Source organism: Mesorhizobium sp. BR115XR7A (assembly GCF_020165315.1).
GTDB lineage: Bacteria > Pseudomonadota > Alphaproteobacteria > Rhizobiales > Rhizobiaceae > Mesorhizobium > Mesorhizobium australicum.
Window position 1 is genome coordinate 60,564 of the sequence record NZ_JAIUHW010000021.1, and the last position, 26,869, is coordinate 87,432.

At 63.3% G+C, this 26,869-nt stretch carries 28 protein-coding genes and 1 tRNA gene; 14 read left to right on the plus strand and 15 right to left on the minus strand.

Translation table 11 applies throughout. The features are described from left to right. Positions 1-22 precede the first annotated feature (22 nt). From LB557_RS30115 to fghA, 7 genes are all read left to right on the plus strand, one after another. Positions 23-1,591, plus strand: a complete 1,569-nt coding sequence (locus tag LB557_RS30115; RefSeq protein WP_224641016.1) for a putative B6 ABC transporter ATP-binding protein — start codon at positions 23-25, stop codon at positions 1,589-1,591. After that, a complete protein-coding gene (locus LB557_RS30120) occupies positions 1,588-2,685 on the plus strand; it encodes a putative B6 ABC transporter permease subunit 2 (protein WP_015315986.1) in 1,098 nt (365 codons plus the stop codon). Before LB557_RS30115 ends, LB557_RS30120 begins: the two co-directional genes overlap by 4 nt. Positions 2,686-2,688: 3 nt before the next feature. Then, on the plus strand, positions 2,689-3,624 hold the full coding sequence (locus LB557_RS30125) for a putative B6 ABC transporter permease subunit 1 (protein WP_224641014.1): 936 nt from the start codon (positions 2,689-2,691) through the stop codon (positions 3,622-3,624). 48 nt (positions 3,625-3,672) lie between these two features. Next, on the plus strand, positions 3,673-4,479 hold the full coding sequence (gene pldA / locus LB557_RS30130) for a 4-pyridoxolactonase (protein ID WP_224641012.1): 807 nt from the start codon (positions 3,673-3,675) through the stop codon (positions 4,477-4,479). 26 nt (positions 4,480-4,505) lie between these two features. Further along, the gene (gene ppaT / locus LB557_RS30135; RefSeq protein ID WP_224641010.1) at positions 4,506-5,684 is read left to right on the plus strand and encodes a pyridoxamine--pyruvate transaminase; all 1,179 of its coding nucleotides are present in this window, start codon (positions 4,506-4,508) and stop codon (positions 5,682-5,684) included. A 38-nt stretch (positions 5,685-5,722) separates the two neighbouring features. Continuing rightward, on the plus strand, positions 5,723-6,469 hold the full coding sequence (gene pldH / locus LB557_RS30140) for a pyridoxal 4-dehydrogenase, SDR-type (protein WP_224641008.1): 747 nt from the start codon (positions 5,723-5,725) through the stop codon (positions 6,467-6,469). 240 nt (positions 6,470-6,709) lie between these two features. Next, complete coding sequence (gene fghA / locus LB557_RS30145; protein ID WP_015315991.1) at positions 6,710-7,546, plus strand: S-formylglutathione hydrolase; 837 nt, start codon at positions 6,710-6,712, stop codon at positions 7,544-7,546. A gap of 18 nt (positions 7,547-7,564) precedes the next feature. Here the strand turns inward: fghA and LB557_RS31675 are convergent, their stop codons facing one another. Both LB557_RS31675 and LB557_RS30150 read right to left on the minus strand, forming a co-directional pair. After that, entirely contained in the window at positions 7,565-7,687 is a 123-nt protein-coding gene (locus LB557_RS31675) for a hypothetical protein (RefSeq protein ID WP_263484464.1), read from the minus strand. A 224-nt stretch (positions 7,688-7,911) separates the two neighbouring features. Next, a tRNA-Met gene (locus tag LB557_RS30150) sits at positions 7,912-7,988 on the minus strand. A gap of 238 nt (positions 7,989-8,226) precedes the next feature. Here LB557_RS30150 and LB557_RS30155 point away from each other — a divergent pair. After that, the gene (locus LB557_RS30155) at positions 8,227-9,192 is read left to right on the plus strand and encodes a Gfo/Idh/MocA family protein (protein WP_015315992.1); all 966 of its coding nucleotides are present in this window, start codon (positions 8,227-8,229) and stop codon (positions 9,190-9,192) included. A gap of 56 nt (positions 9,193-9,248) precedes the next feature. Here the strand turns inward: LB557_RS30155 and mnmA are convergent, their stop codons facing one another. Continuing rightward, complete coding sequence (gene mnmA, locus LB557_RS30160; protein WP_224641007.1) at positions 9,249-10,439, minus strand: tRNA 2-thiouridine(34) synthase MnmA; 1,191 nt, start codon at positions 10,437-10,439, stop codon at positions 9,249-9,251. Between the two features lie 283 nt (positions 10,440-10,722). Between mnmA and LB557_RS30165 the strand changes: the two genes are divergently transcribed. Beyond that, the gene (locus tag LB557_RS30165; RefSeq protein ID WP_006203587.1) at positions 10,723-10,998 is read left to right on the plus strand and encodes a DUF1153 domain-containing protein; all 276 of its coding nucleotides are present in this window, start codon (positions 10,723-10,725) and stop codon (positions 10,996-10,998) included. Positions 10,999-11,539: 541 nt separating this feature from the next. Here LB557_RS30165 and LB557_RS30170 read toward each other — a convergent pair. Beyond that, a complete protein-coding gene (locus tag LB557_RS30170; RefSeq protein WP_140617636.1) occupies positions 11,540-11,917 on the minus strand; it encodes a flagellar export protein FliJ in 378 nt (125 codons plus the stop codon). A gap of 451 nt (positions 11,918-12,368) precedes the next feature. Here LB557_RS30170 and ctrA point away from each other — a divergent pair, with 451 nt between their 5' ends. Then, positions 12,369-13,064 carry a response regulator transcription factor CtrA gene (ctrA, locus tag LB557_RS30175; RefSeq protein WP_006203583.1) on the plus strand — a complete coding sequence of 232 codons (696 nt, stop codon included), beginning with the start codon at positions 12,369-12,371 and terminating at the stop codon, positions 13,062-13,064. A 122-nt stretch (positions 13,065-13,186) separates the two neighbouring features. On the opposite strand, the gene LB557_RS30180 is transcribed toward ctrA, so the two are convergent. Next, complete coding sequence (locus tag LB557_RS30180) at positions 13,187-13,555, minus strand: PleD family two-component system response regulator (RefSeq protein ID WP_015315995.1); 369 nt, start codon at positions 13,553-13,555, stop codon at positions 13,187-13,189. A 247-nt stretch (positions 13,556-13,802) separates the two neighbouring features. After that, on the minus strand, positions 13,803-14,432 hold the full coding sequence (gene chpT / locus LB557_RS30185; protein WP_015315996.1) for a histidine phosphotransferase ChpT: 630 nt from the start codon (positions 14,430-14,432) through the stop codon (positions 13,803-13,805). A 385-nt stretch (positions 14,433-14,817) separates the two neighbouring features. On the opposite strand from chpT, the gene LB557_RS30190 reads away from it, so the two are divergent. Then, positions 14,818-15,354 carry a DUF1134 domain-containing protein gene (locus LB557_RS30190; RefSeq protein WP_224530344.1) on the plus strand — a complete coding sequence of 179 codons (537 nt, stop codon included), beginning with the start codon at positions 14,818-14,820 and terminating at the stop codon, positions 15,352-15,354. Positions 15,355-15,510: 156 nt separating this feature from the next. Further along, entirely contained in the window at positions 15,511-16,665 is a 1,155-nt protein-coding gene (locus tag LB557_RS30195; RefSeq protein ID WP_141906214.1) for a hypothetical protein, read from the plus strand. A 46-nt stretch (positions 16,666-16,711) separates the two neighbouring features. Here LB557_RS30195 and LB557_RS30200 read toward each other — a convergent pair whose 3' ends face one another. From LB557_RS30200 to LB557_RS30220, 5 genes are all read right to left on the minus strand, one after another. Further along, the gene (locus tag LB557_RS30200) at positions 16,712-17,506 is read right to left on the minus strand and encodes a TrmH family RNA methyltransferase (RefSeq protein ID WP_140665203.1); all 795 of its coding nucleotides are present in this window, start codon (positions 17,504-17,506) and stop codon (positions 16,712-16,714) included. Positions 17,507-17,607: 101 nt separating this feature from the next. After that, entirely contained in the window at positions 17,608-17,952 is a 345-nt protein-coding gene (locus tag LB557_RS30205; protein WP_015316000.1) for an ArsR/SmtB family transcription factor, read from the minus strand. Between the two features lie 170 nt (positions 17,953-18,122). Next, the gene (locus tag LB557_RS30210; RefSeq protein ID WP_224641005.1) at positions 18,123-18,884 is read right to left on the minus strand and encodes a HugZ family protein; all 762 of its coding nucleotides are present in this window, start codon (positions 18,882-18,884) and stop codon (positions 18,123-18,125) included. A 111-nt stretch (positions 18,885-18,995) separates the two neighbouring features. Continuing rightward, positions 18,996-19,757: a 3-hydroxyacyl-CoA dehydrogenase gene (locus LB557_RS30215; RefSeq protein WP_224641004.1), complete on the minus strand. Its 762-nt coding sequence runs from the start codon at positions 19,755-19,757 to the stop codon at positions 18,996-18,998. An 84-nt stretch (positions 19,758-19,841) separates the two neighbouring features. Next, positions 19,842-20,366 carry a GNAT family N-acetyltransferase gene (locus LB557_RS30220; RefSeq protein ID WP_015316003.1) on the minus strand — a complete coding sequence of 175 codons (525 nt, stop codon included), beginning with the start codon at positions 20,364-20,366 and terminating at the stop codon, positions 19,842-19,844. A gap of 267 nt (positions 20,367-20,633) precedes the next feature. Between LB557_RS30220 and LB557_RS30225 the strand changes: the two genes are divergently transcribed. After that, positions 20,634-21,626: a glutathione S-transferase family protein gene (locus LB557_RS30225; protein WP_224641003.1), complete on the plus strand. Its 993-nt coding sequence runs from the start codon at positions 20,634-20,636 to the stop codon at positions 21,624-21,626. On the opposite strand, the gene LB557_RS30230 is transcribed toward LB557_RS30225, so the two are convergent. After that, positions 21,627-22,124: an NUDIX domain-containing protein gene (locus LB557_RS30230; RefSeq protein WP_015316005.1), complete on the minus strand. Its 498-nt coding sequence runs from the start codon at positions 22,122-22,124 to the stop codon at positions 21,627-21,629. A 53-nt stretch (positions 22,125-22,177) separates the two neighbouring features. On the opposite strand from LB557_RS30230, the gene LB557_RS30235 reads away from it, so the two are divergent. Continuing rightward, on the plus strand, positions 22,178-23,107 hold the full coding sequence (locus LB557_RS30235) for a metallophosphoesterase family protein (RefSeq protein ID WP_140713562.1): 930 nt from the start codon (positions 22,178-22,180) through the stop codon (positions 23,105-23,107). On the opposite strand, the gene LB557_RS30240 is transcribed toward LB557_RS30235, so the two are convergent. The 3 genes from LB557_RS30240 to LB557_RS30250 form a co-directional block, all read right to left on the minus strand. After that, positions 23,091-23,705 carry a hypothetical protein gene (locus LB557_RS30240; RefSeq protein ID WP_140823183.1) on the minus strand — a complete coding sequence of 205 codons (615 nt, stop codon included), beginning with the start codon at positions 23,703-23,705 and terminating at the stop codon, positions 23,091-23,093. The two genes, LB557_RS30235 and LB557_RS30240, sit on opposite strands and share 17 nt — an antisense overlap. A gap of 108 nt (positions 23,706-23,813) precedes the next feature. After that, positions 23,814-24,614 carry an alpha/beta fold hydrolase gene (locus LB557_RS30245; RefSeq protein WP_224583416.1) on the minus strand — a complete coding sequence of 267 codons (801 nt, stop codon included), beginning with the start codon at positions 24,612-24,614 and terminating at the stop codon, positions 23,814-23,816. A gap of 238 nt (positions 24,615-24,852) precedes the next feature. After that, positions 24,853-26,628: a tetratricopeptide repeat protein gene (locus LB557_RS30250; protein WP_224641002.1), complete on the minus strand. Its 1,776-nt coding sequence runs from the start codon at positions 26,626-26,628 to the stop codon at positions 24,853-24,855. Between the last annotated feature and the right edge of the window lie 241 nt (positions 26,629-26,869).

Below are 26,869 nucleotides of genomic sequence, written 5' to 3' on the forward strand. Positions count from 1 at the left end.
CGTTTTCCAGTGCTGGGCTTTCATGAGCAGTCTTTCTTCATCGCCCGTCGATAGCCGCGACATCGTCGCGCTCGAAGGCGTGACCAAACGCTTTCCCGGCATCGTCGCCAACGACAGCGTCGACCTGTCGATCCATCCTGGCGAGGTGCATGTACTGCTCGGCGAGAACGGCGCGGGAAAATCCACCTTGATCGGCATGCTGTCGGGCCTGCAGCAGCCGGACGAGGGGCGCATACTTGTCGACGGCAAGCCGACGCCGATCACGTCGCCGCGCCATGCGCTGGCGCTTGGCATCGGAACGGTGTTCCAACACATGATGCTGGTGCCCACCCTGACGGTCGCCGAGAACCTGCTTCTTGGCGGGCCCTGGTGGCAGCGTCCGAGGACCGAAGAGCTTGCGGCCCGCGTGGCCGAGATCACTGGCAGCCTCGGCATCACAGTAAAACTGCATGCCAAGGTTTCGGAACTCTCGCTCGGTGAGCAGCAGCAAGTCGAAATCCTGCGCGCCATGGTGCGCAACAGCCGGGTGCTGATCCTCGACGAATCCACCTCGATGCTGACGCCGAAGGGCATCGAGGAACTTGGCGCGCTGATGCGGCGCCTCGTCGAACAGGGATTGGCGATCGTCTTCATCACCCACAAGCTCAAGGAGGCGGCCGCCTTCGGCGACCGCATCTCGGTTCTCAAGCTCGGCCGCAAGGTGGGCGAGATCCCGCCCGAGCGGTTTCGCGCACTCGGCGAGCAGGAAATTATTTCCGAGATCGTGGAGCTGATGTTCGGCAAGCAGAAGGACGATCCCGAAGCGGTCGAACGTCCGGCCCGCGCGGTCGATGCCAGTGCCGCGCCCCTGCTTCAGGTCGCGGATCTCACGGTCGCGCCGACCGACAATGTACCCGGCCTGTCGTCGATCTCCTTCGACATCCGCCCGGGCGAGATACTCGGCATCGCTGGTATCGATGGCAACGGCCAGAAACAGCTGGCGGAGGCCTTGGCCGGTCAACGGGTGGCGACCAGCGGCTCGGTCCGGCTGGAGGGCACCGCCATCGAGGCCCTGAGCGTCGGCGAACGCCGCCAGCGCGGCCTTCGCTATTTGACTGACGACCGGCTGGGCGAGGGCACCGTCGGCACGTTCCCGGTCTCCATCAACTTCTTCCTCAAGCAAGTCGGGGCGGCGCCCTTCTGGCGCAGCGGCGTCGAGCAGCGCGCCGAGATCGACAGGCGTGCCGCCGAGCTCGTGCGCGAATACGATGTGCGCACGCCAAGCCTGAAGACACCGGTGGCGCGGCTTTCCGGCGGCAACATCCAGAAGGTGCTGCTGGCGCGGGAACTGGCCGAAGGCGCCAAGGTGGTGATCTTCAACAAGCCGACCTACGGGCTCGATCTCGCCAACACGCTGGCCTCGCGCCAGCGCATCCGCGACACGGCGGCACGCGGCCTCGCCGTACTCTTGATCTCCACCGACCTCGAGGAACTGCTCAGCATGTGCGACCGCATCGCCGTCATCGCCAATGGCGTGCTGGTCGGCACCGTGGCGAATGCCGACGACGCCCGCACCAGGGTCGGTCGCCTGATGATCGGACTTGCCGCATGAGCATCGACACCGCACCCGCCGCCGGCGCCACCGCACTCGATGCCACGAGCGCAGCCGCCACGCGGCGCGACATAGTGCACCGGCTGCTGATGACGCTTGGGCCGATCCTTGCCGCCCTCGTCATCGCCGGCTGCATTCTGCTTGCCGTCGGCGTCGACCCGCTCGCTTACTATGGCTACGTGCTGGAGAAGGGCCTCTTCTCGCCGCTCGGCATCCAGCAGACGCTGACGCGCATGGCTCCACTGCTGTTTCTCGCCGCCGGCCTGATCGTTGCCTTTCGCGCCGGCATGTGGAACCTCGGCGGCGACGGCCAGTTCCTGCTCGGCGCCGTCACGGCGGCGGCCAGCGCTCCCGTGCTGGTGCAGGTCATGCCAGCCTGGCTGGCGTTGTTCTGCGCGTTCCTGATTGCCATGCTGGTGGCCATGATCTGGTCGCTGGTGCCGGCGCTGCTGCGCGCCTATCAGGGTGTCAACGAGATCATCACCACGCTGATGATGACGTTCCTCGGCACGTCGCTCGCCAATGTGCTGGTCAAGCTGGTGTTTCGCGATCCCGGCACGACCGTGCCGCAGACCCGCACGCTGCCGGTGGAAGACCGGCTGCCGCGCCTGTTCGAAACCACCATCACCAGTGGCCTGCTGCTCGGCCTGGCGGTAATCATCATCGTGCATCTGGTGATGACGCGTACGGCATTCGGGCTGAAACTGAGGATCGTCGGCGCCAATCCGCGTGCGGCGGTTCATGCGGGGCTGGGCGTGCCCGGCCTGACGATTGCCGTCTTTGCCATTTCCGCCGGGCTCGCCGGCCTTGCCGGCGCTGTCGACATCATCGGCGTGCAAGGCAATGTTCGCGCCGACTGGAATCCAGCCTATGGGCTGGCGGTCATTCCGGCCGTGTTTCTCGCCCGCATGAACGGCTTTGCCGCGATCGGCTTCGTGTTCCTGCTCTCCGTATTGTCGATCGGCGGCGAGAGCGCGGCGCGGCGGCTTGGCGTGCCCAATCACTTCACGCTGGTGCTGGTCTCCATCGTGCTGATCGTGCTCGCCTTGGCCGAATATGTCGACCACCGTTATCATCAGTCGAGAAAGGCGTAGGGCATGACCGGGCTCTTCAGCGAAGTCTTTCTCAGCGCATTGCTGTTTGGCGCCGTCACCGCCGCCGTTCCGCTGCTGCTTGCCGGGCTCGGCGAGCAGATGTCGGAAAAGGCCGGCGTGCTCAACATCGGCATCGAGGGCATGATGCTGGCCGGCGCTTATCTCGGCTTCGTCGGCGCGTTCTATTCGGGATCGCTGTGGCTAGGCTTTCTCACCGGCGCTGCGGGCGGCGTCGCGGTGGCGCTGATCATGGCGCTGCTTTGCGTGCGCATCGGGCTGAACCAGATCGTCATCGGCATCGCGCTGACGCTTGGTCTCGAAGGCCTGACGGCGCTGCTCCATCATTTCCAGTTTTCGCGCAGCTATCCCCGCCTGCCGGCGGCGGACGCAACCGTCATTCCGCTGCTGTCGGACATTCCGGTGATCGGCCCGGCCTTCTTCAGGCATCACTTGATCGTCTATCTGGCGGTCGCTCTGGTGTTCGCCACGAGCCACCTCTACCGCCGCACGCAGCTCGGCCTCAACCTGCAGGCAGCGGGCGACAAGCCGGCCGCGCTCGATGTCGCCGGCATCGACGTCATCAGGACCCGTACCATCGCGGTGCTGACGACCGGCGCGCTGGCGGGGCTTGGCGGCGCCTACCTCGCCAATGTCGGAGCGGGCCTGTTCATTCCGTTCATCACCAATGGCGCCGGCTTTCTCGGCATCGTGCTGGCGATGCTGGCGCGGGGACGGCCGATCTGGGTGCTGTTTGGCGCTCTTCTGTTCGGCGTGTGCCTGTCGCTGACGACGGCCATGCAGGTGGCGGGCATCAACATACCGACCGATGTCATCCAGATGCTGCCGTTCCTGGCGGTGATGATCATGCTGGTGCTGTTCGGGCGGCGGGCCAGCCTGCCGGCGGCACTGGGCATTCCATACGAGCGCGGGGCGCGCTGAGAAAAACCAGACGCGCGGATGGAACCCGCGCCGGAAAAGGAGGCAACAATGTCGGATACCAAGGTCTACCTGCTCGACGGCGGCTCACTTGTCCTCGACGGCTATCATGTGTTCTGGAACCGTGGCCCAGGCGGCGAAGTGCGCTTCCCCGTCTATTCGATCCTGATCGAGCATGCCGAGGGCCGCTTCCTCATCGATACCGGCTATGACTACGACCACGTCATGAAGGTGCTGCCCTTCGAGAAGCCGATCCAGGAAAAGCACCAGACCATTCCCGGCGCGCTGGCGCTGCTCGGGCTGGAGCCGAAGGAAATCGACGTCGTCGTCAACTCGCACTTCCATTTCGACCATTGCGGCGGCAACAAGTATTTTCCGCATGCCAAGAAGATCTGCCACCGTTCGGAGGTGCCGCAAGCCTGCAATCCGCAGCCCTTCGAACATCTCGGTTATTCGGACCTGAGCTTCTCGGCGGAAGCGGCGGAGGCACGTGGCGCGACCGCGCAACTGCTGGCAGGCACGACACGGGCCAACTCGACTTTCGAGGGCATCGAAGGTGACATCGAACTGGCAAAAGGCGTGAAACTGATCTCCACCCCCGGCCACTCGATCGGCCATTACAGCCTTCTGGTCGAGTTTCCCAAGCGCAAGCCGATCATGTTCACGATCGACGCAGCCTACACGCAGAAGAGCCTGGAAACGCTTTGCCAGGCCGCCTTCCATATCGACCCGGTCGCGGGCGTCAATTCGATGCGCAGGGTGAAGAAACTTGCCGAGGATCACGGCGCCGAGCTGATGTACTCGCACGACATGGACAACTTCAAGAGCTACAAAACCGGCACACAGTTCTACGGCTGATCGCCGCCAATCCGGAGACCAAGACCATGCGCTATCCCGATCACGCGGATCCGGTCCTCACGCTGACGGCGGGGCCAGTCAATGCCTATGCCGAGGTGCTGCGAGGCCTCGGCCGCACGGTGCTCTACGACTATGACCCGGCCTTCCAGCTCTTCTACGAGAAGGCCGTCGACAAGGCTCAAAAAGCGATGCGGCTTTCCAACAAGCCAGTCATCCTGCACGGAGAGCCGGTGCTGGGTCTCGAGGCGGCGGCGGCGTCGTTGATCACATCGGACGACGTCGTGCTCAACCTTGCCTCGGGCGTCTACGGCAAGGGGTTCGGCTATTGGGCGAAGCGCTATACACCGCATCTCCTCGAAATCGAAGTGCCCTACAATGAGGCGATCGACCCGCAGGCGGTTGCCGCCATGCTGAAGGCGCATCCGGAAATCACTGTCGTCTCCGTCTGCCATCACGACACGCCGTCGGGCACGATCAACCCGATCGATGCCATCGGCGCGCTGGTGTCGGCGCATGGCGGTTACCTGATCGTCGATGCCGTCTCGTCTTTCGGTGGCATGAAGACGCATCCGGACGACTGCAAGGCCGACATCTATGTGACCGGCCCGGGCAAATGTCTTGGCGCGCCGCCAGCGCTGACGATCATGGGGGTCAGCGACCGCGCCTGGGCCAAGATGAAGGCCAACAAGGCGGCGCCCCGCGCCTCGATGCTGAGCATCGTCGACTGGGAGAACGCCTGGTCGCGCGACAAGCCATTCCCCTTCACGCCCTCGGTGGCCGAAGTGAACGGCCTGGATGTGGCGCTCGATCTCTATCTCAACGAGGGGCCAGAAGCGGTTTGGGCGCGCCATGCACTGACGGCCAAGGCCATGCGGGCCGGCGTCGTCGCCATGGGCCTGTCGATCTGGGCCGCCAGCGATGCAATCGCTTCGCCGAGCACCACGGCCGTTCGCACACCCGACGGTGTCGACGAGAAAGCACTTCGCCAGGCAGCGCGCGCCCGCTACGGCGTGGTGTTTTCGTCGGGTCGCGGCGAAACTTTGGGGAAGCTTACACGCATCGGCCATATGGGCCCGACGGCACAGCCGATCTATGCGATCGCGGCGCTGACGGCGCTTGGCGGCGCCATGAACGCGGCTGGCCAGAAGCTTGCGGTCGGCAAGGGCATCGACGCGGCGCTGGCGGTGATCGACGCCGACGCCTGAACAGACATCAACAGACTGCGCATCGAGGGAGAAATTTCATGACTCAACGGCTTGCGGGAAAGACGGCGCTGGTGACGGGGGCGGCACAAGGCATCGGCAAGGCGATCGTGGCGCGGCTGGCGGCCGACGGCGCGACCGTCATCGTCAGCGACATCAATGCCGAGGGTGCCAAGGCCGCGGCCGCCGAAATCGGCGGCAAGGCGAAGGCGATCGCAGCCGATATCGCCGATCCGGCTTCGGTGAAAGCGCTGTTTGGCGAGATACAGGCACTCACCGGCGGCGTCGACATCCTGGTCAACAATGCCAGCATCGTGCCGTTCGTCGCCTGGGACGACGTCGACCTCGACCATTGGCGCAAGATCATCGACGTCAACCTGACGGGGACCTTCATCGTCACCCGCGCGGCGACCGACCAGATGCGGGCGGCGGGCAAGGCCGGACGCGTGATCAGCATCGCCTCCAACACCTTCTTTGCCGGCACGCCGAACATGGCGGCCTATGTCGCGGCCAAGGGCGGCGTCATTGGCTTCACCCGGGCGCTGGCCACCGAGCTTGGCAAGTACAACATCACGGCCAATGCGGTGACGCCCGGCCTGATCGAGAGCGATGGCGTCAAGGCGAGCCCGCACAACGAGGCGTTCGGCTTCGTCGAGATGCTGCAGGCGATGAAGGGCAAGGGCCAGCCCGAACATATCGCCGATGTCGTGTCGTTCCTGGCCAGCGACGACGCCCGCTGGATCACCGGCCAGACGCTGAATGTCGACGCCGGGATGATCAGGCACTGAGGGCAATCGTCAAGTCCGGCGCCCTGCCGGCCCGATCGCCGGCCATCGAAACGTCTGGCTTTTCGCTGGCCTCCAGCCTCCCGGCTAGGTCAGCGTGTTCGCAAAGCCTGGCGTCTACCGGCGGCATTTATCGGGGTGCACCTCGATAACGCCGCCGGGACTTATTAGCGGCTCGCGGTTGCGAGCGATGCATCCGGCCGCTATGCCGGGCCGGGATTTCTTGACGAGAAGGCAGAGCTGATGAAAGTCGTTTCCACGTCCAAGTCGCATGGCGGCGTGCAAGGTGTTTATTCACACGCTTCCGAAGCCTGCGCCTGCGACATGACCTTTGCCGTCTTCGTGCCGCCGCAGGCCAAGGATGGGCCACTGCCGGTGCTCTGGTATCTGTCGGGCCTCACCTGCACTCATGCCAATGTCATGGACAAGGGGGAATACCGGCGTCTGGCGGCCGAGCTCGGCCTGATCGTGGTCTGCCCCGACACAAGCCCACGCGGCGAGGGTGTGGCCGATGAAAAGGATAATTGGCAGTTCGGCTCGGGCGCCGGCTTCTATCTCGACGCGACGCAGCAGCCCTTCGCCAGGAACTATCGGATGCACTCCTATATCGTCGACGAGCTGCCGGCCCTGATCGCCAGCCAGTTCCCCGCCGATATGGAGCGCCAGTCGATTTTTGGCCACTCCATGGGCGGGCATGGCGCGCTGACCATCGCGCTGAAGAACTCCGAGCACTTCAGAAGTTGCTCGGCGTTCGCACCGATCGTTCAGCCGATGACGGCAGACTGGTCGCGGCCGGCTCTGGAAAAATATCTCGGCAAGGACGAGAAATCCTGGCGCGCCTACGACGCAACAGCGCTGATCGAAGACGGGCACCGCTTCGGCGAATTCCTGGTCGATCAGGGCACCGCCGATGGCTTCCTCAAGGACGGCCTGCGGCCATGGCTTCTCGAAGATGCCTGCAAGAAGTCCGGCATCGCGCTCACCTTGCGCATGCAGGAAGGCTACGATCATTCCTATAATTTCATCTCGACCTTCATGGACGACCATTTGAAGTGGCACGCCGCGCGCCTGGCCAAGTAGGAGCACGCCAGGGGCCACTCACTCCGTCAGGATCGAGTTCGAGTTCGGCAAGGCCATCCCATAGGCGGTGTCGGCCGCGCCTTCGGCTATGTCGCTGGCCAGCCTGTAGCCTTTGTTAGCGCGCACGCCGCGTGGCGACATGCCGAACTGTTCGGATATCTGCCGCTGGGCGGCGAGGTGATGCGGTCGCTGGCGCAGGATCCGCAGGGCAAGAGCCTGAGCACACTGATGCTGACGCGGCGGCGCGGAAATCGGCCGCGAACTCGATCGTTACGCGCTCAAACGGGTATGGCTGCGTGGATAGCAAACCGAGCCAAGGTTCTCGGGCGCCGGAGCCCATTGGTATCTGAAATTATTCTAGAAATTGGTAGCGGGAGAGGGACTTGAACCCCCGACCCCAGGATTATGATTCCCGTGCTCTAACCAACTGAGCTACCCCGCCAGGGCGGCGACAGGCCCGAAATCCGCCTTAAATCGAAAGGCATTTCGAGGCGTTCGCCAAGGTCGCGCGGATATAAGGTTGGGAGGGCGAGCCTGTCAAGCTTCGATGCATTCGATATCAGGGCTATTCTCGATGGAGAAAAGCTTTGCCGCACGAACAGCTGGTTGGTGCCGCCGGGGTTGAGTTCGACGGGGCACGTCGCTATGTCTCGGCCACGAGTTTTTAGAGTTTGAAACAGATGAAGCCGCGCATTGCAGTCCTCGGTTGCGGATACTGGGGCTCCAACCACATCCGCACCCTCAAGGCGCTCGGCGCATTGCACGCGGTTTCCGACACCAATCGGGCTCGCGCCGAAGGTTTCGCCAGCGAACAGGACTGCCTGGCGATCGAGCCGGACCAACTGTTCGTCCGCGATGACATCGACGCCATCATCATGGCCTTGCCGCCGCAGTTCCATGCCGATCTTGCCGTGCGCGCCGTCGAGAACGGCAAGGACGTGCTGGTGGAAAAGCCGATCGCGCTGACGGTGGCCGATGCCGAGCGCTCGGTGCAGGCGGCCAAGGACAATAGCCGCGTGTTCATGGTCGGCCATGTCCTGCGTTTCCATCCCGCCTTCGAGACGTTGAAAGGGCTGATCGACAAGGGCGAGCTCGGCGAGGTCCGCTACATCCATTCGCACCGGCTGGGGCTCGGCAAGTTCCATACCGAGAACGATGCGCTATGGGACCTGGCGCCGCACGATCTGTCGATGATCCTGGCCATCACCGGCACCGAGCCGATCGAGGTGCGCGGCGAGGGAGCGGCACTCCTCGACAATCTCAGCGATTTCGCGCATCTGCACATGCGCTTTCCCAACGGACTGCGCAGCCATCTTTTCACATCGCGGCTCAACCCCTATCGCGAGCGGCGGCTGACCGTGGTCGGAACCAAGGCGATGGCGGTGTTCGACGATGTCGAGCCATGGGAGCGCAAGCTTGCGGTCTACCGCCACGCCGTGTGGCAGGACAGCGGCCAGTGGGCATTCACCACCAATGAGCCGTCCTATGTCGCGGTTGCCCAGGGCATGCCGCTGACGCGCGAACTGGAGCACTTCATCCACTGCATCGAAACGCGCGCCGAACCACGCACCAGCGGCGAGGAAGCGATCAGGGTGCTGCGCATCCTGACGGCCGGCACCGTCACCCACACCAAATCCACGGCCTGAAGGAAGGCTACGTCGTACTGGTACGTCGCACTCCTGGTACGATGGCCAGGGGAGAGCTACTCGGCGGGAACTTGCGCCGGCTTCGCGGCCAGCCGGCTCAGCATCGCTTCGGCTTCGGCGCCGCGCTCGGAGCGCACGATGAAGCCGCCGCCGAAGACACGGGCCTCGTTGCCGTCGTCGGAATAGAGCACGCAGGCCTGTCCAGGCGCGATGCCGGATTCACCGTCGGCCAGTTCGACCGAGGCCACACCTGCCTCGTGACGCAGCACGGCCGGCCGTGGCGGCCTGGTCGAGCGCACCTTGGCGAACAGCTCGATGCCGCCGGTGGGCACATCGGCGAGGCCTCCGTCTCCCAGCCAGTTCATGTTGCGCAGATAGATCTTGTGCGTCTCCAACGCCTCGCGCGGGCCGACCACGACACGGGCGCGCTCGGCGTCGAGATGGACGACATAGAGCGGCTCGCCGGACGCGATGCCGATGCCACGGCGCTGGCCGATCGTGTAGCGCAGAATGCCCTCGTGGCGACCGAGCACGCGGCCGTCGATATGAACGATGTCGCCTGGGTTGGCGGCAGTCGGCTTCAGCTTGGCGATGATGTCGGAATATTTGCCTTGCGGCACGAAGCAGATGTCCTGGCTGTCCTGCTTGGCGGCCACCGTCAGCCCCATCTCCTCGGCGATGGCGCGAACCTGGGGCTTCGACAGGCCGCCGAGCGGAAAGCGCAGGTAGTCGATCTGCGCCTGCGTGGTGGCGAACAGGAAATAGCTCTGGTCGCGGTCGGCATCGACCGGCCGGTAAAGCGCCCGGTGGGCGCCATTGGCGCCGGAGCGGATGTAGTGGCCGGTGGCCAGCGCGTCGGCGCCGAGATCCTTGGCCGTGGCCAGGAGATCGGCGAACTTGACCGTCTGGTTGCAGGAAACGCAAGGAATGGGGGTTTCGCCGGCGACGTAGCTCTCGGCGAACGGATCGATGACCGCCTTGCGGAACCGCTCCTCGTAATCGAGCACATAATGGGGAATACCCAGCGTCTCGGAAACGCGACGGGCATCGTCGATGTCCTGGCCGGCGCAGCATGAGCCGGCCCGATGCGTTGCCGCACCATGATCATAGAGCTGCAAGGTGACGCCGACGACATCGTAGCCCTCGCGCTTCAACAAGCCGGCGACCACTGATGAATCGACGCCGCCCGACATGGCGACGACGACGCGGGTCTCTTCGGGGCGTCTGGGGAGGTCGAGACTGTTCATGGTGCTTTCATTTCGCGGCAGCTCAATGCCAATGTCGAGAATATAGGTCAAGCTTTCATGCGGCGCCAGCTTGCAGGACGACCCCGGCGTGGCGGACACTGCGAACGGGCACATTTCTCCCGGCTAAAACGGGCCTTCCGGCCGTATATTTCAAATGCCCGCTAAAAGACTAACGCGGCGTTCACGATCCTTACCTAGTCATTAGGGTCTGCTTAGGCAATTTTTAAAGCTGTGGCGGTAACGTGGCGGGGATTGGGTCTTTGAGTTTTTTGTAGAGAGTACGATGACCGATCTGGTTAGACCTAGAGTCAAATATGTTATCGGGCCTGACGGCAGCCCTCTCACGATTGCCGATCTGCCGCCGACGAACACGCGTCGCTGGGTTATCCGGCGCAAGGCGGAGGTGGTTGCAGCAGTGCGCGGCGGGCTTTTGAGCCTTGAAGAGGCATGCCAGCGCTACAAGCTGACCACGGAGGAATTCCTGTCCTGGCAAGCGTCGATCGACGAATATGGCCTTGCCGGGCTGCGCACCACGCGTATCCAGCAATACCGGCACTAGGCCGGTCTCACCACAAGCAAGGGCGCGGCATGCCGCGCCCTTTGCTTTCAGTGTCGCCGCTCAGACGGTCAGCGCTACCTTGCCGATCGGCTTGGTTGTGAGAAAGGCGTCGGCGGCTCCCGCCTGGTCGAGTGGAAAAGCCCTGGCGACATGGACGGCAGGCTTTTGCGCGTCGATCAATCCGGCAAGCCCTCGCGGTCGGGCACCACCGACATGCGCTCGACCCTGATATTGCGCGAACTGGCGTAGGCGCGCTGCGCAAAGGCTGGCTGCGCAATGGCGCGCTTGCCACGCGTCGAACATGAACTGACCGAACTCGGCCATAACCTGGCCGGACTGCTTGCCCAGATCAGATCACGGGCGGAGCAGCTGCGCCTGATATTAGGGGATGCCCGGGCGAGGGCCAGCGCCAAAAAGGAGGATTGGGCGGCGTAGGTCTTGCGTGCCAGCAGCGCTTCCGCGGCGGCTTGCTGTTGCCGGTTCGAGCTGTCGCCTGACAGGGCGCGCGCTTGTGCGCCAAATAGCGCCGATGTCGGCCGGCTCAGCCGATCATGGCGCTGCGGCCGCCAGTTTCGGTCTCGCGAACCTTGGTATCGCGCGACTCCAGCATCTCAGCCTTGGAAAGCTCCGCTTCAGCTTCGCCGAGTAATGATTCGGCGGCGCTTCGCTGCTGGGCGAGGTCGCCTTGCGAGTTCCTGAGATTGTCGCGGCGCAGGCGCGCCGCCTTGGCGAAGGTCGGATAGGCGAAATGATTGATATCTGTGATGCCGGCTTTCTTTTCCTCGGCGGTGATCTGAAGCTCCAATTCGACGGCCATGCGCTCGAACTCGGCGATCATCATGTCGAGCTGCAGCAGCTGGCGCCGCTTCTCATTCACCTGAAATTGCTTCAGCCGAACGAGGTTTTCACGTGACTTCATGATTCGGTACTCCCGGAAACGCACACCCGCACATATCGTCCAAACCACCTGGAAAGGTCCAAGCGCTGCCCGTATCCACCGGCTTTCCCCGCACTATGGGAAACAAAACCCTAAAGTTTTTTGCCGACGGTAACCATTCGTTTACGGGCATTGTTAATCATACGGGTCAGGGCTTAAGGCCGGGTAAAAATTCCGGCCGCCGAAGCGAAGCCGCGTCGATGAGTCCCTGGAGTCACTTAGTCCGGGTTATTAATGTGCTGCATTAGGAATTTTGGTCTGTGATTCGTTATTAGATTCAAGAGGGTGTAGAAAGGGGTTAAAAAATCTGATACCGTATTGGACGGGAAATTAGGTTTTGTTAACCATTCGATGGCAGCCTCTGCACAAGGCAACCACTGCTCCGGGACAGGACGGGTCGTGAAATGGTCCGGCGGCAGAAAAGGGGAATGAAATGCGTGTTCTGCTGATAGAAGATGACAGTGCAACCGCACAAAGCATCGAGCTGATGCTGAAATCGGAAAGTTTCAACGTCTATACGACAGACCTCGGCGAAGAGGGTGTCGATCTGGGCAAGCTCTACGACTACGACATCATCCTTCTCGATCTCAACCTGCCGGACATGTCCGGCTACGAGGTCTTGAGAACGCTTCGCCTCTCCAAGGTAAAGACGCCCATCCTCATCCTCTCCGGCATGGCCGGCATCGAGGACAAGGTACGCGGCCTCGGCTTCGGCGCCGACGACTACATGACCAAGCCGTTTCACAAGGACGAGCTGGTGGCGCGCATCCACGCCATCGTGCGCCGCTCGAAGGGCCACGCCCAGTCGGTGATCACCACGGGCGACCTGGTGGTCAACCTCGACGCCAAGACCGTCGAAGTCGGCGGCCAGCGCGTGCACCTCACCGGCAAGGAATACCAGATGCTGGAGCTGCTCTCGCTGCGCAAGGGCACCACGCTCACCAAGGAAATGTTCCTCAACCATCTCTATGGCGGCATGGACGAGCCGGAATTGAAGATCATCGACGTCTTCATCTGCAAGCTGCGCAAGAAGCTCGACGCCGCGTCCGGGGGCCAGAACTACATCGAGACTGTCTGGGGCCGCGGCTATGTGCTGCGCGAACCGGAAGATATCCGCGTCAGCGCCTGAGCGCAGTCGGCAGCGCACTTCTAAAAAACCCGGCTTGGCCGGGTTTTTTGCATTGTGGAGCAATTATTTGTTTTTGTGCGACACGACAGACCACCGCGCGGTTTGCCTGGAACGGCTTCCGTTCAGGCAGCGATTTTCAAGGCGCGAAAACGTTCGAGCAGTTGCGGGCGATTGAAGGGCTTCAACAGATAGCCCTGGGCGCCGGCGCGCTTGGCTCGCATGATCGACGCGATATCGAGTTCGACCAGCGAGATCAGGATCTGCGGCCGGATCGGGCTTTCCATGGCGCGCACGCGCCGGATGAGGTCGACCGCCTGCATATCCGGCAAGGCGCCGTCGATGACGATGATGTCGGGCATGTCGGCGGCGCACATCTCCAGTGCGTCAAGCCCGCTGGCCGCCTCGATGACCATCATGTCGGAACCGCCCAGGATGCGTTTTGCAACCTTCCTGATGACGCTTGAATCGTCGACGAACATGCAGCGTTTCATTTCCGCGTCCTCTTTGCCCTTGGGCGATCCGGTCGTGCGGGGCATCTACGGTGCAGCCTAGACTGATCTGGTAAAGAAGCCGAAAAGCCGTTAGGTAAAATTTTTGCAAAGATACCGTTCGGCGGGTTTTTCCTTGTGGATGCTTCGGTGTCGACGAGCGGGCAAAGATCATCGCGCCGCGATCGCGGCGTCAATGAAATATTTCAGATTGAAATACTTTGCTTGGTCGCGCCGCCGGCGCCGACTTTCAGGCCACTGAAAGAACGATTTCTTCAGGCGTCGCGTGGATCGAAATCGTCATGTTGGCCTCGCGGGCCAACAGCAGCGTGTAATAAGGTTGCACCGAATGCGCGTCGATCGGCTCTTCCGGCTTGTGGCCGGAATGCAGTTCGAGGAATTTCGGCGGCACACGCAGCATCGGCCCGCTTGCCGAAAGCGAAAAACGCGGCTCGGTTTCGAGATTCTCGAGCGTCACGACCAGCTTGCCGCCGCGCGGAATGGCGGCGTTGGCGACCAGCAGCAGGTTGAGCAGCAGCTTGACCTTGTTCTTGGGCAGCAGCGCACGGGTTCCATTCCAGACCAATTCCGGCTTTTCGTTCTTGAGGAAGGCGATGGCGACGGCCTCGGCATCTCCGGTGTCGATCATCATGCCCGCCGAGCCGGCCGCGCCAAAGGCGATGCGGGCGAACTGCAAACGCGCCGAAGCGTTTTTTGCACTCTGACGGATGAGCCGCATGGCGTCTTCGTCGGCGCCGCCCTCGTCGAGCAGTTCAAGCCCGTTGTTGATCGCGCCGACCGGCGAGATGATGTCGTGGCAGACGCGGCTGCATAAAAGTGCCGCCAGGTCGGGAGCGGTAAGGGTGAACAGATCGGCCATCGGCGAAATCCCTGCAAAATCTTCCATTTGACGGCCGAGCGATCGATCTTCGCGCCTGCCCACACGAATCACGCTTCAACCCAAGGCTTTCTGAATACACAGCGCCCGTGCGTGCAGCAACAAATCCAAAATTGCCGTCATGGCATATGGCGCGTTCACGCAGGCTGCGTGTCCCCTCGAGCGGCCAAGAGCCTTCGAACCGCCATCTTCATGTGGGAGTTTAATGGTTGAAAAAGGATTACGGCATAGTTTGCCCCTAACAGTCATCCTTAACGGCCGCCTAAAGAGCTGTACGGATGCGAGGCGTCGGCGAAAGTGCTTCATGACGGAGATTGGAAGCATGTTTTCCCGAATCTATGACCGGAGTTTTCTCCGTGTCCTCTCAATGGCGATCGCGCTCATGGGCGTTCTCGTCTTCTCGACATCGCCCCTGCGGGCGCAGGAGTACACCGCTCAGGAGATTGTCGATTCCGGCCACAAGTTCTTCGGCGCGACGTCGGGCGGGTTGGCCACCGTCGTGGAGAAGATTTTCGCCTCCTACGGTCTGCCCAATGGCTACCTGCTTGGGGAGGAGGGATCCGGTGCGCTGATCGGCGGCCTGACCTATGGCGAAGGCACGCTCTACACCAAGAATGCCGGCGATCACAAAGTGTTCTGGCAAGGCCCGTCGCTGGGCTGGGATTTCGGCGGCGAGGGGTCACGCGTGATGATGCTGGTCTACAATCTCGACGATGTCGGCAACCTCTACAATCGCTATGGCGGCGTCGCCGGTTCGGCCTATGTGGTGGCGGGTGTCGGCTTCAACGTGCTGAAGAACAACAATGTGCTGCTGGTGCCGATCCGTACCGGCGTCGGCGCCCGGCTCGGCGTCAATCTGGGCTACCTGAAACTGACCGAGCGGGCGACCTGGAATCCGTTCTGATCCGGCCGATATGAGCGAATCACGGACGGTTCGACCGGATTCCTCAACCGACGACCCGAATGGGCCGCGGCAAGCCCTTGCCGCGGTGCCGGATTTCCGCCATGCCAAGATGGCACGGTCCAGCCTTCCAAGTTGTCGTCGATAACGGGTAGTCCTTTGGTTCAGTCGGTCCTGTTCTTTGCCCTCGGCTTTCTCTGTGCCGGCTTTCTGGCGCTGATGGTGGCTCCCGCCGTCTGGCGGCGTGCCGTCGCACTGACCCGCAGGCGCATCGAGGCCTCCATTCCGCTGACGCAAGCCGAGATCCAGGCCGACAAGGACCGGATCCGGGCCGAATACGCCATGACGACGCGGCGCCTCGAAATCAACGTCAAGACGCTGCGCGAGAAGGCGGCCGAACAACTCGTCGAGATCAATCGCGGCCGCGAGGCGCTGAAGGCGCTGGCGGTCGAGCGCACGGACAAGGACCACGCGCTCGCCGAACTCGGCGCCAAGAACGAAGCGCTTCGACAGCGCGAAGAGGAACTGCATCAGCTTTCGGAGCGGCTCAAGGAAACCGAACGAAAGCTGGAAAGGCGGGCGCTCGATCTCGAGAAGCTGGAGCACATGTATGACGACGCCAGTTTTGCCTCCAGCAGCCGCCAGATCGAACTCGTGGCCCGCGAATCCGAATTGCAGAAGCTTGCCAGCGATATCGTGCTGCTGCGCGGCCAGCGCAAGGAAGCGGATCGGCGCAGCCAGGAGATCGTGGCCGAAAGCAAGGCCGCGCGCGATGCCCTGAAGGCCGAGAAGAAAAGGGCCGCTGAACTCGACAAGAAGGTCCAGCGGCTGCTCGCAACGCTCGCCGACCGTGAGGACAAGCTTGATCGGCGGGAAAAGGAATTGGCGCGGTTGCGGGAAAAATCGAAAACCGAGGACGGCGCACCGGCCCTGCGGCTGGTCGGCAAGCCAGATGAGCCGGCCCGGCACGAGGAGGCCGGCAAGCGCGACGATTTGGACCGGGCGATTGCCAAGCTTGACGGCGACCGCGAACGGCTGGAGGCCAGGCTGACGGCGCTGGCGCGCGAGAACAAGCGCCTCAAGGCGGATCTCGGCGCCGCGGCATCGTCGGGTTTGACGAACGGCAATGGTGCCGCGCTGCGCGAGCAGATGAATGAGCTGGCGGCGGAGGTGGTCCACCTGACGGCCAAGCTCGAAGGCCCCGATTCACCAATCGCCAAGGCGCTCGCCGCGCCGCAGGACAATCGCTCTGCCGGCAACGACCGCAGCCTCGCCGATCGCGTGCGCGCCTTGCAGAAAGCAGAAGCCAACTGACGCCGTGCAGGCTGACGCTTTCGCCGTGTCCTGGCTCACATGATCGTCAGCGCGAGAAATGATGCAGGGCAATGGCCGAGGCGGCAGCGACGTTCAAGCTGTCGAAGCCCTTCGACATGGTGATCCGCACGGTTTGCAGGCGGGCAAGCAGGCTTTCGGGCAGGCCTTCGCCCTCGGTGCCGAGATAGAGTGCCAGCCGCTCGCCGCGCCGTGCATCGCGTATGTCGATCCGGCCGCGCGGTGACAATGCGAACTGGTCATAGCCCCGGCGGTCGAGCTCCGCGGTGAAGCCCGCGGTGTCGGTGAAGGACGCAAAAGGGATCTTGAGCGCGGCGCCGACCGAAACCCGGATCGCCTTGCGGTACAGCGGATCACAGCATGTCCCGTCCATCAGCACCGCATTGGCGCCGAAAGCGGCGGCGTTGCGGAAGATCGAACCCATATTGTCGTGGTTGGCGATGCCGACAGGCACGACGATCAGGGCTTGAGCGGGCAAGGCATCCAGCAATGACCCGGCCGGATGCGGCGTCTCCTTGCGGCCGATGGCCAGGATGCCGCGGTGCATGTGGAATCCGGCAATCGCGTCCATCACCCCGCTGGCGACGACATAGACCGGCAGGTCCGCTTGCGCCTTGCGCAGCACCTCCTCCAGGCCGCCAAGCCGGTTTTCCAGGATCAGGATGGATTCGGCGGTGAAGCGGCTCGACGACAAAAGCAGGTCGAGCACCACTTTGCCTTCGGCGACGAAGCGGCCTTGCCGGCCCGCCAGATCGCGCTCGCGAATATCGAGATAGGCTGCGACGCGCGGATCGCGTGGATCGTCGATGCGAATTGGGTCCATGTCCCGCTCAACAATCGAAAGCGCGGTCCGTGCGCCGGGAAAGACACACCAACCACGCTCCGGAAATCGTCAGCGAGGTAAACGACCGCGGCAGCTTCCGGTCAAGTCCCGGCGCGGCGCAACCTCTGCGCCATTTGGGACAGATCCTCCTTGCCGCCGCCGAAAATGCCTTCCAGCATGGCGAGCAGTTCGCGCACGGCATCGGATTTGCAGGAATAGTAGATCATCTGGCGATCGCGGCGGGTGTCCACGAGGTCGAGGGCCCGCAACTTGGCCAAATGCTGCGAGAGGGCGGATTGGCTAAGCATCACCTTTTCGGCGATGGCGCCGACCGACATTTCGCCGTCGATCAGATAGCTCATGATCAACAGCCGTTTTTCGTTGCCCATCAGCATCAGAAATTCGGCAGCTGATTCGGCGTTGGCGATTAGCTTTGTCGAGACCATTGATGCCCCATGCTGTTTGCTCATCGAGGCGCCATGGGGGCAATGGCGCCTGAATCCATAAATTCACGTGTGAAGTGCCGACGAGTCAGCACCACACCTAAAGCCTAGAACATTTCTTTCAAATCTCAAGCGTTGCTTTTGATCAAATGCAATTTAATCTCGCTTTGCGCCTAGGATGCCGCCCTGGCGGCCCTCGCCATTTCAACCAGAACGGGACGCAATTCCTGCGCAGTCGCCAGTGGTTGCGGGAAGAATACCCGGCAAACATCGTCCCCGGACACCAGATCCATGCCATCGGCGTCCAGCCCGGCGATGCTCCAGCCAGCACCTGGCGCCTTGGCAAAATGATGGGCGTAGTTGGCGATCGCGTCGAGATGGTCCGCATTCATGTGCTCGACGGCTGACTGTTCGCTCGCCGCGAGCTCTTCGACAATCGGCCCGGCGGTGACCAGATCGGCCCGGTCGAGCAGATAGGCCTTGCCGAAGCCGCCGTTGAGACTGGCGCGCTGCGGCTCAAGGCGAAAGATTGAGAAGTCGCCGAGCCCGGCATAGAGGCTCGCCTTGGGATTGCGGTTGAGATAGCGGCGCGCGGCGCGAGCTTGGGCTTGCGAGCCGCGCTCCAGCCGCGAGGCCTGGCAGGCCAGCGTCAGCCGCGGATGCGCCAGCGGATCGCCTTTGCCGGGCTCCCCGAGCAGAAGGGAACAGCGGGGATCGACAAGCAGGGCCGACGTGTGCGCCGCGAGCATCGACACCAGGATGAGCGGTGCGCCGTCAATGTCGGTGGCGACGCCGACCCGGCTCGCCAGCGGCGCCCCGGTCCCCGGTTCCAGCACCGCCAGGGCGCCGAAACGGGCACTGCGCAGAAGCGTTTTCGCCAGGCGGATCGCCTCGGCGTCGGTCTCGCGGATGACATCCTTCTTTCGATCGTCCAAGGTTTCTCGCCCTGCCAAGTTGATTTCCTATTCCACTTGTCAGCCGATGATGCCGGACTTGGCAAGGGGAGGTGCCCGCGCAAACCGCTTCGCAGCTTGGGGCGACACGCCTTACTTCGGCGCCATGCGGATGGCGCCGTCGAGGCGGATGGTCTCGCCGTTCAGCATCTGGTTTTCGACGATGTGCAGGGCAAGCGCGGCATATTCGGATGGTTCGCCGAGGCGCGACGGGAAAGGCACGGCGGCGCCCAGCGAATCCTGCACCTCCTGCGGCATGCCGGCCATCATCGGCGTCTTGAAGATGCCGGGCGCGATGGTGCAGACCCGAATGCCGGATCGGGCGAGATCGCGCGCCACCGGCAGCGTCATGCCGACGACACCGCCCTTCGAAGCCGAATAGGCCGCCTGGCCGATCTGGCCGTCATAGGCGGCGACCGAAGCGGTGTTGACGATGACGCCGCGCTCGCCGCCCCGCAGCGGCTCGAGTTTCGCGGCGCGGTCGGCGACCAGGCGGATCATGTTGAACGTGCCGATCAGATTGACCTCGATCACCCTGCGGTACTGGTCGAGCGGATGCGGTCCATCCTTGCCGATCGTCTTCACGCCGATGGCGATGCCGGCGCAATTGACCAGGATGCGCGGCTCGCCCAGCTTGGTGGCAGCCTCGGCCAGGGCGGCGACGCCACTGTCGGCACTCGCGACGTCGCACTGGACGGCGATGCCGCCGATCTCGGCCGCGACCTTGGCCGCGCGCTCGATGCCGACATCGAAGATGGCAACGCTGGCTCCCTTGGCGGCAAGCGCACGAGCGGTTGCCTCGCCAAGGCCGGAGCCGCCGCCGGTCACGATTGCTATCTGGCCGCTGGGATTCATGGCGTCATCCTTCCCGTGAGAATGGGCTTGCTATCAAACAGGGACGGATCAGGCCCGGATTGGAGGGCCGGGTCAAGCCATCGCCTAGACGTGCTCGGCGGCCCTGGCCTGGCTGGCGTGACCGACCTCGCCGGAAAGCCTGGCAACCGCGCCGGGCGTGATCTCGTGCGACAAAAGGCGGTCGAGGTCGACAGGCCTTGGCATGGAAATCTGACCACGGGGGATGCGCTTGAAGCCGAGCGGCCCGTAGTAAGGTTCGTCGCCAACCAGGATGACGGCCGGCGCGCCAGCCTTGGCGGCCGCCTCCAGCGCGATCGCTACCAGCCGGCGGCCGATGCCGAGGTTCTTGAAGGCCGGCCGCACCGCGAGTGGCCCAAGCATCAGCGCCCGGCCGGCCCCCGCCGCTATGCGGGTCATGCGCACAGAGGCGACGACGAGGTCGCCGTCGACCGCGACAAAGGACAGGGCGCGCTCGTGGCCGCCGGCCTCGCGGATCTTGTAGGCGGCCAGCACGAAACGGCCGGGGCCGAAGGCCTCGTCGTTAATGGCTTCGATTTGAGGATCATGCGCCGGAGTTTCCGGCAGGTATTTCACGTCGGCAAGGCTCATGGTCTTTGCGTTCCGGTAGAGGAGGAAAGGTTGCTGCAAACGGCAGCATTCGCCAGTCAGCGCTTCATCAAGCGCGGGCGCCCTTTCGTCGTCGGTCAAACCGGATCAAAGCAAAGTCGAACATGCGGAGTGTCCGCTAGCATCAATTTTGCGCCGCCGCAATCGACCCGTTCGCTCGCACTACCGATTGACGATCTGTTCAGCCCTGGATGCTTTCCGCCTTGCCGCATCGCGCCCTACATGACGGGAAACGCGAAAGGACAATTCATGGGATTGCTCGTCGACGGCAAATGGCAGGACCGCTGGTACGACACGAAGAACAGTGGCGGCAAGTTCGTGCGGGCGCAGTCGCAATGGCGCGACTGGATCACGCACGACGGCAAACCCGCCGAAGGCCGCAGCCGCGGCTTCAAGGCGGAGCCCGGCCGCTATCACCTTTACATCTCACTCGCCTGTCCCTGGGCGCACCGGACGCTGATTTTTCGCACGCTGAAGAGGCTGGAAGGCATCATCTCCGTCTCGGTGGTTCACCATTTCATGGGCGCGGACGGTTGGACGTTTCTCGCCGAGGACGGCGCCACCGGCGACACGCTCTATGGTCTCGACTTCCTGCACCAGATCTACACCAAGGCCGATCCTGCCTATTCAGGCCGGGTGACGGTGCCGGTGCTGTGGGACAAGAAGGAACAGACGATCGTCTCCAACGAATCCTCCGAGATCATCCGGATGCTCAATTCGGCCTTCGACGAATGGGGCGACGCCAGCTTCGACTTCTACCCCGAGGCCTTGCGCGGCGAGATCGACGCGATCAACGGGCTGGTCTATCCCGCCGTCAACAATGGCGTCTATCGAGCCGGTTTCGCCACCACGCAAGCGGCCTATGAGGAGGCGTTCGGCGCGCTGTTTTCGGCGCTCGATACTCTGGAACATCGCCTTTCCAGGCAGCGCTACCTGGTGGGTGATCGCATCACGGAGGCCGACTGGCGGCTGTTCACCACCCTGGTGCGCTTTGACCCGGTCTATGTCGGACACTTCAAGTGCAACCTGCGCCGCATCGCCGATTATCCGAACCTGTCGAACTATCTGCGCGACCTCTATAGCGTGCCTGGCGTCGCCGGGACCGTGAACCTGCGCCACATCAAGGCGCATTATTACGGCAGCCACGAGACCATCAACCCGACCCGGATCGTGCCGGTCGGGCCGACGCTCGACTATGGCGCGCCGCATGATCGGGCGCGGTTTGGAAGGGCTGCTGCCTGACTACCAATAGGGCGATGCTGGGACGTTGGCGAAAATTTCGGCGATCCGCCGCAGCGTTGCCGGCGTCGTGCCCTCCGGCAGGCGATCGAGCGGGAAAAAGCCGGCCTCGGCGATTTCATGGTCTGGCAGTTTCGGTGCGGTGCGGCTGAAGTGCTCGACGAGGTAGAAGCCGACATGGTCGCGCCGGCTGGCACGGCGGTTGAAATGCATCGATTTGAGAATCGGCGCGTCCGTGATCTGGATGTTGCCTTCCTCGTAAAGTTCGCGCGCCAGCGCTTCGGCCATCGTCTCGCCGACCTCGACGCCGCCGCCGGGAAGCTGCCAACCGGGCACATAGGTATGGCGGATGAGGAAGACGGAATTGGTGGCGGCATCGTGGATCAGGCCGCGCACACCGAGCGTCATCGGCCGCCGCAGCACGAAATAGAGATGGAACAGCCGGGCCCTCAAACCCGCCCAGCCGGTCTGGCGGAACGGAGCCTCCTCGTCGCTCGCCATCAGTAGCGAAACCGTGGGTGGAAAGGGGCGCGCACGTCGCCTATGAAGGAGGGATGTTCAGGCTCGCGCATATTTCCGATGTCCATCTGGGGCCGCTGCCCGATGTATCCTATCGCGATCTCGCCTCCAAGCGCGTGCTCGGTTATGTCAACTGGCAGCGCAACCGCCGCCGCCACATGCACGACGCCGTCATCGACGCCATCGTCGCCGATATCAAGGCGCAAAATCCGGACCATCTCGCCGTCACCGGCGACCTCGTCAACCTGGCGCTCGACGGTGAGATCGAGATGGCCAAACACTGGCTGGAGACGTTGGGGCCACCGCATGACGTTTCGGTGGTGCCGGGAAACCATGATGCCTATGTGCCCGGCGCCTTCGACAAGGTCTGCCGGTCGTGGGCGGCGTGGATGAGCGGAGACGGTGTCAACACGCCGGTCGACCGCAATGCCTTCCCCTATCTGCGCGTGCGCGGCAATGTCGCGCTGATCGGGGTTTCGACGGCGCGCGCCACGGCGCCCTTCATGGCCAATGGTTTTTTCATGGAGGGGCAGGCGGCTCGGCTCGGCAAGATACTCGAGAGCACGGCGAAGCAAGGGCTGTTCCGTGCGATCATGATCCATCATCCGCCCCTGCGGGGCGCTGTCTCCCAGCACAAGCGGCTGTTCGGCATCGCCCGCTTCCACAAAATCGTCCGCCGCCATGGCGCGGAGCTTGTGCTGCACGGCCATTCGCATCTGCCGTCGCTGTTCCAGATTGGGCTTCGCGGTGCAAAGATCCCGGTCGTCGGCGTCGCCGCCGCCGGCCAGGCGCCGGGCGGCAATCACCCGGCAGCACAGTACAATCTGTTCGACATCGACGGCGAAAAGGGTAACTGGCGTATCCACCTGACGCGGCGCGGTCTGACCGGACCGTCAATACCGCCTTCCGATCTGCAGAGCCTGGAACTCGGGGTCGAGCCCGGCGAGGCTATGGCCGCCAGTTGAGAACCATGGCCGAGATGCGGTCCCACAGCAGCGCGGCCGACACCGCCAGACCAACCAGCGCGCCGGCGGCGACCAGCCCAAGCCCGGACAGGAAGGCCGACCAGCCCTTGCCTTGCGTCGATGCTCGCAGCGGTGGCTCGGCTTCCGCGACCTCGGCGCGTTTCATGCCGGCGACCGCCGGCTCGACGCCACCTTCCATCATCCTCTGGCGCTCGACGATGCGCTCGGCCACATAACGCGTCACGGAATCGGCGACCGGCTTCATCTCGGTCGACTCGGCAAGCACGACCCGGCCAATGCGTGTATCCTTGAGGAAGCGGTAGGTGCGACGGTCGCGTCCCATCGCGACATGGCTGACGGCGTCGATCCACAGGCGCGGCTGCAGCCCCGAGGAGACGACAAAGTCGAAATTGTCCATGTCGGCTGGAACGTCGGCGAAGACGGGCGCGAGGTCCGCGGCCAGCAGGTCCAGGCGCATGCGGTGCGCCTCGCGCATGTCGACGACGACATCGTCGCGGTCAGCGAAGGCATTCTTCACATCACGGATGGCATCGGACAGTTTCTTTGACGGATCGATCTTCTCGCCTGCGTCCTTCATCGGCGTGGCCTCGCGGGTTTGGTTAACAGGCAGTTAACACAGCCGAAGGCAAAATGCACTCGCGAGATCAAGACGGCAAGGCGCCCGCTTGGTGCCGCGCGGGACGTCTCAGCCGGTCGCAGCGAGTTTCGGGCGCAAGGGCCTGGCGCGGCGGTTCGTGTTGCGCTGGATGATCGCGGCGACCAGATCGGGCGCCTCCTCGATCAGCATATGGCCAGCCTCCAGCACGTGGTGCACGTGAAATCGCGCGGGCAGACCATCCATTTGGGTAACGGGTAGCATCGGGTCATTGCTCCCCCATACCACCATCACCGGCATGGTCAGTGTGTCCAACCGGTCGTGCGGGATGACGCCCTGGCGGTCGTCGCTGGTCATGGCGGCAGCAATCTCGATGAGTTTCTCCACCTGGCCGGGTCGCTCGCGCATGTCGCGAAGGGTATCCACGGTGCGGTCGACGGCGCGCGTCAGCGGTCCCGACATCGCGCTTAGGCACGCCCGGATGTCGGAGGGATCCCATGAGGCGGCAAAGCGGCGCAACAGCGGGCCGTTGATCTCGGGGCCGAAGCCGCCCGGCGCCAGAAGTGTCAGTGAGGCCACCCTCTCGGGTTCGGCCAGTGCCATCAGCGTCGCCACCGCGCCGCCCATCGAGTGGCCCACCAGATGAACGCGCTTCACCGATCGCGCGGCGAGATCGGTCAGGACGGCCCTTGCCGCCACCTTGGCCGGGCCGGCGCCGGGGAAATCGAGCGACAGCCCGTGCCCCGGCAAGTCATAAGCGAGTGTGCGCACCGCAGGCGACAGCGACGGGATCACTTCGTGCCAGACACCGTGGCAGCCGCCAAAACCATGCAGCAGGGCGATGGCCTTCGAGCCAGCACCCTGTTCGGTGGCGTGAAGCGATGCGATCATTGAAATGTGAAAGCTTATTACGGGACGGGAAAATTACGGGACGGGAAGATGGGAATGCGGCTGGATTGCTCCTTGTCCAGCACGATGGCCAGTAAAATTTTCGCGACGACTGGCGGTTGCGCTCTCTCGACCTTGCGAAGTCGCCTGACAAAGCCGACAAATCCGTCGTATCGGGGTTTTGCCACCTACTTTCGGCGGCCAACAATTCGGTTGGTCCAAACAACCCGTTGGTGGGACGTCAGCTCGCGTTGCCGAGGCCCGCCGCGCGCAGGGCTCCAACCAGCCGCTCGGTCAGATCGGGCGGGTATTTTCGTTCGATGAAGGTCGCGCGTGGATCGGCGGCGAATTTTGGAAATTTGGCGGTCAGCTCGTCGAGCAGCTTGCGCGCCAGATTGTCCTGGCCGGCGATCTTGGCACCGATCAACCGGGCTGCAAGATAGTGCGACTTGGTTGCGGTTGTTCTCAAAGAGGAACTGGCGATGGCGGCCTTGTTCGTGTCGCCAAGCATGAGTTCGCCGGCGAAAAGTCCGAAATCCCACCATGTCGGATGACCGCTGGAGGCGTCCACCGCCTGGGCCAGGATCGGCGTCCCCTCGGCATACCTGCCAGCGAAAATCAACCCATAGCCGTAAGCTGCGGCCATGGCGAGATCGTAGGGATTGAGGTCATAGGCCTTGCGCATCCAGCGCAGCGCCTCGTCAGCGTTGCCAAGACGCGAATTGATGTAGCCGTAGGAGCGATGCGCATAAGGACTGGTCGGTCCCATCTGCACGGCGCGATGGGCAAATGTCATCGCCTTCTCGATCGTGGCATCCGGCGGATAGGCGTAGTGGTCGTTCACGGCCTCCAGGTGCAGCGAGGCGAGTTCCGAATAGACCAGTGATGACTTGGTGCCGCGTTCGGCGAGGGTTTCGAGGCAGCGATAGGCGGCCTCGTGGGTCCTGGCGTTCTGGTCGAGATAATATTTGTCGTTGAGCGTCAGGCATTGCGTGAGGACGGTCTGAATACCGCTCTGTTCGAGATAGCTGTAGATCGTGCCGGAAGCGGGAAGAGCGGACGTCAAGATGCCGGCTATACGGTTCTCGACAGCGGTCGGTGCGCTGTCGGCGGCGGTCAGGTTGCGCGACAAAAGCACCCGTCCGGTCGCCACGCTCTGCAGTTCAATCGTGATTTCGCCCGTATCCGGCCCAGGCAGAATATCGAAGATGAAGCTTGTGGCATTGGTGGCCGGATCGGTCGTGGCGACCGCGTCGCGACCGATGAAGTCGATCGTATCGAAACCGCTCAGGCCGGCGCGCAGCGATGCGGCGACACGGCTGGCATCCCTGCCACTGGCCTTGACGGCGATGTAGACGAGCGGCAAGGCCTCGCTGGCGGGAGACGGCTCGATGCTGCCGGTGAGGCCTGCGGTCTCGAGCGTGGCCGCAAGGTCGCCGCCTGCCAGCAGCGCACCGCTGCCCTGACGCAGGATCAGAACACCAAGCATGGCGATGACGACGGCGATCGCCATCCAGAAGAATCTGAGGTGACGTGCCACCGACGGCGCCGGCGCAACCATCGGTGCCAGTAAGGCAGGGGCCGCAATGGCACTCTCGGCAGTGCCGCGTTGCGCCGATGGAGCCGCCGCCGCTCCCGTCTGGATGGCGAGTTCGGCCGTCTCAGGCAAGCGGATCGCATTGAGCTCGTAGGCCGGGACATAGCCGCCGCGCGGAATGGCTATGCGGACAGGCTCGGCAACACCTTCATTGGCGAAATATTGCTGCAGCAAGTCGCGCAGCCGGCCGGCCTGAACCCGCACCACCGCATCGGTCGAAGGATCGAAATCGCCGTCCTTGCCGAAGACATCCATGGCGATGGAAAAGCCCTTGAGCCTGTCGGCTTCGCCTGCCTGTTCGCGCTCGACAAGATAACGCAACAGCTTGCGTGCCCGTTCGGATCTTCCGAACGTTTCGCTGGCAAGCAGTCGCTCCAATGTTTCGCGCACTGCGGGGGCGGCAGGCGTGGCATGCTGCAAGTGTCGATCCTCTCGAAGTCGGCACAGGTTAAGGCACGGATCATATAATGCCCGCACCGCCATACAAGTATACACCCATTATGCGATCGCGTACCCCACCGGATATTTTCCCGGTGGTTAATGAGCCGCGCGCGACAGGATGGCCAGGATGCCGGAGCAATCCTTATTGAATCCCATGGATGCCAAGACCTTGTTCAGGCCCGAAGGATGGCGGCGCGAGAGCCAATCCCGGCTCTCGCGC

Excerpts from the sequence above, each read along its gene's own strand:
- LB557_RS30170 (WP_140617636.1), bottom strand. The coding sequence starts at position 11,917 with ATGAAGTCACGTGAAAACCTCGTTCGGCTGAAGCAATTTCAGGTGAAT.
- fghA (WP_015315991.1), top strand. The coding sequence starts at position 6,710 with ATGAAAGTCGTTTCCACGTCCAAGTCGCATGGCGGCGTGCAAGGTGTT.
- LB557_RS30240 (WP_140823183.1), bottom strand. The coding sequence starts at position 23,705 with ATGAAGGACGCAGGCGAGAAGATCGATCCGTCAAAGAAACTGTCCGAT.
- LB557_RS30200 (WP_140665203.1), bottom strand. The coding sequence starts at position 17,506 with ATGGACCCAATTCGCATCGACGATCCACGCGATCCGCGCGTCGCAGCC.
- LB557_RS30115 (WP_224641016.1), top strand. The coding sequence starts at position 23 with ATGAGCAGTCTTTCTTCATCGCCCGTCGATAGCCGCGACATCGTCGCG.
- LB557_RS30215 (WP_224641004.1), bottom strand. The coding sequence starts at position 19,757 with ATGAATCCCAGCGGCCAGATAGCAATCGTGACCGGCGGCGGCTCCGGC.
- LB557_RS30205 (WP_015316000.1), bottom strand. The coding sequence starts at position 17,952 with ATGGTCTCGACAAAGCTAATCGCCAACGCCGAATCAGCTGCCGAATTT.
- mnmA (WP_224641007.1), bottom strand. The coding sequence starts at position 10,439 with ATGAACAGTCTCGACCTCCCCAGACGCCCCGAAGAGACCCGCGTCGTC.
- ctrA (WP_006203583.1), top strand. The coding sequence starts at position 12,369 with ATGCGTGTTCTGCTGATAGAAGATGACAGTGCAACCGCACAAAGCATC.
- pldA (WP_224641012.1), top strand. The coding sequence starts at position 3,673 with ATGTCGGATACCAAGGTCTACCTGCTCGACGGCGGCTCACTTGTCCTC.
- LB557_RS30190 (WP_224530344.1), top strand. The coding sequence starts at position 14,818 with ATGGCGATCGCGCTCATGGGCGTTCTCGTCTTCTCGACATCGCCCCTG.
- LB557_RS30220 (WP_015316003.1), bottom strand. The coding sequence starts at position 20,366 with ATGAGCCTTGCCGACGTGAAATACCTGCCGGAAACTCCGGCGCATGAT.
- ppaT (WP_224641010.1), top strand. The coding sequence starts at position 4,506 with ATGCGCTATCCCGATCACGCGGATCCGGTCCTCACGCTGACGGCGGGG.
- LB557_RS30120 (WP_015315986.1), top strand. The coding sequence starts at position 1,588 with ATGAGCATCGACACCGCACCCGCCGCCGGCGCCACCGCACTCGATGCC.
- LB557_RS30225 (WP_224641003.1), top strand. The coding sequence starts at position 20,634 with ATGGGATTGCTCGTCGACGGCAAATGGCAGGACCGCTGGTACGACACG.
- chpT (WP_015315996.1), bottom strand. The coding sequence starts at position 14,432 with ATGGCCGATCTGTTCACCCTTACCGCTCCCGACCTGGCGGCACTTTTA.
- LB557_RS30235 (WP_140713562.1), top strand. The coding sequence starts at position 22,178 with ATGTTCAGGCTCGCGCATATTTCCGATGTCCATCTGGGGCCGCTGCCC.
- LB557_RS30245 (WP_224583416.1), bottom strand. The coding sequence starts at position 24,614 with ATGATCGCATCGCTTCACGCCACCGAACAGGGTGCTGGCTCGAAGGCC.
- LB557_RS30180 (WP_015315995.1), bottom strand. The coding sequence starts at position 13,555 with ATGAAACGCTGCATGTTCGTCGACGATTCAAGCGTCATCAGGAAGGTT.
- pldH (WP_224641008.1), top strand. The coding sequence starts at position 5,723 with ATGACTCAACGGCTTGCGGGAAAGACGGCGCTGGTGACGGGGGCGGCA.
- LB557_RS30230 (WP_015316005.1), bottom strand. The coding sequence starts at position 22,124 with ATGGCGAGCGACGAGGAGGCTCCGTTCCGCCAGACCGGCTGGGCGGGT.
- LB557_RS30125 (WP_224641014.1), top strand. The coding sequence starts at position 2,689 with ATGACCGGGCTCTTCAGCGAAGTCTTTCTCAGCGCATTGCTGTTTGGC.
- LB557_RS30155 (WP_015315992.1), top strand. The coding sequence starts at position 8,227 with ATGAAGCCGCGCATTGCAGTCCTCGGTTGCGGATACTGGGGCTCCAAC.
- LB557_RS30165 (WP_006203587.1), top strand. The coding sequence starts at position 10,723 with ATGACCGATCTGGTTAGACCTAGAGTCAAATATGTTATCGGGCCTGAC.
- LB557_RS31675 (WP_263484464.1), bottom strand. The coding sequence starts at position 7,687 with ATGTCGCCACGCGGCGTGCGCGCTAACAAAGGCTACAGGCTGGCCAGC.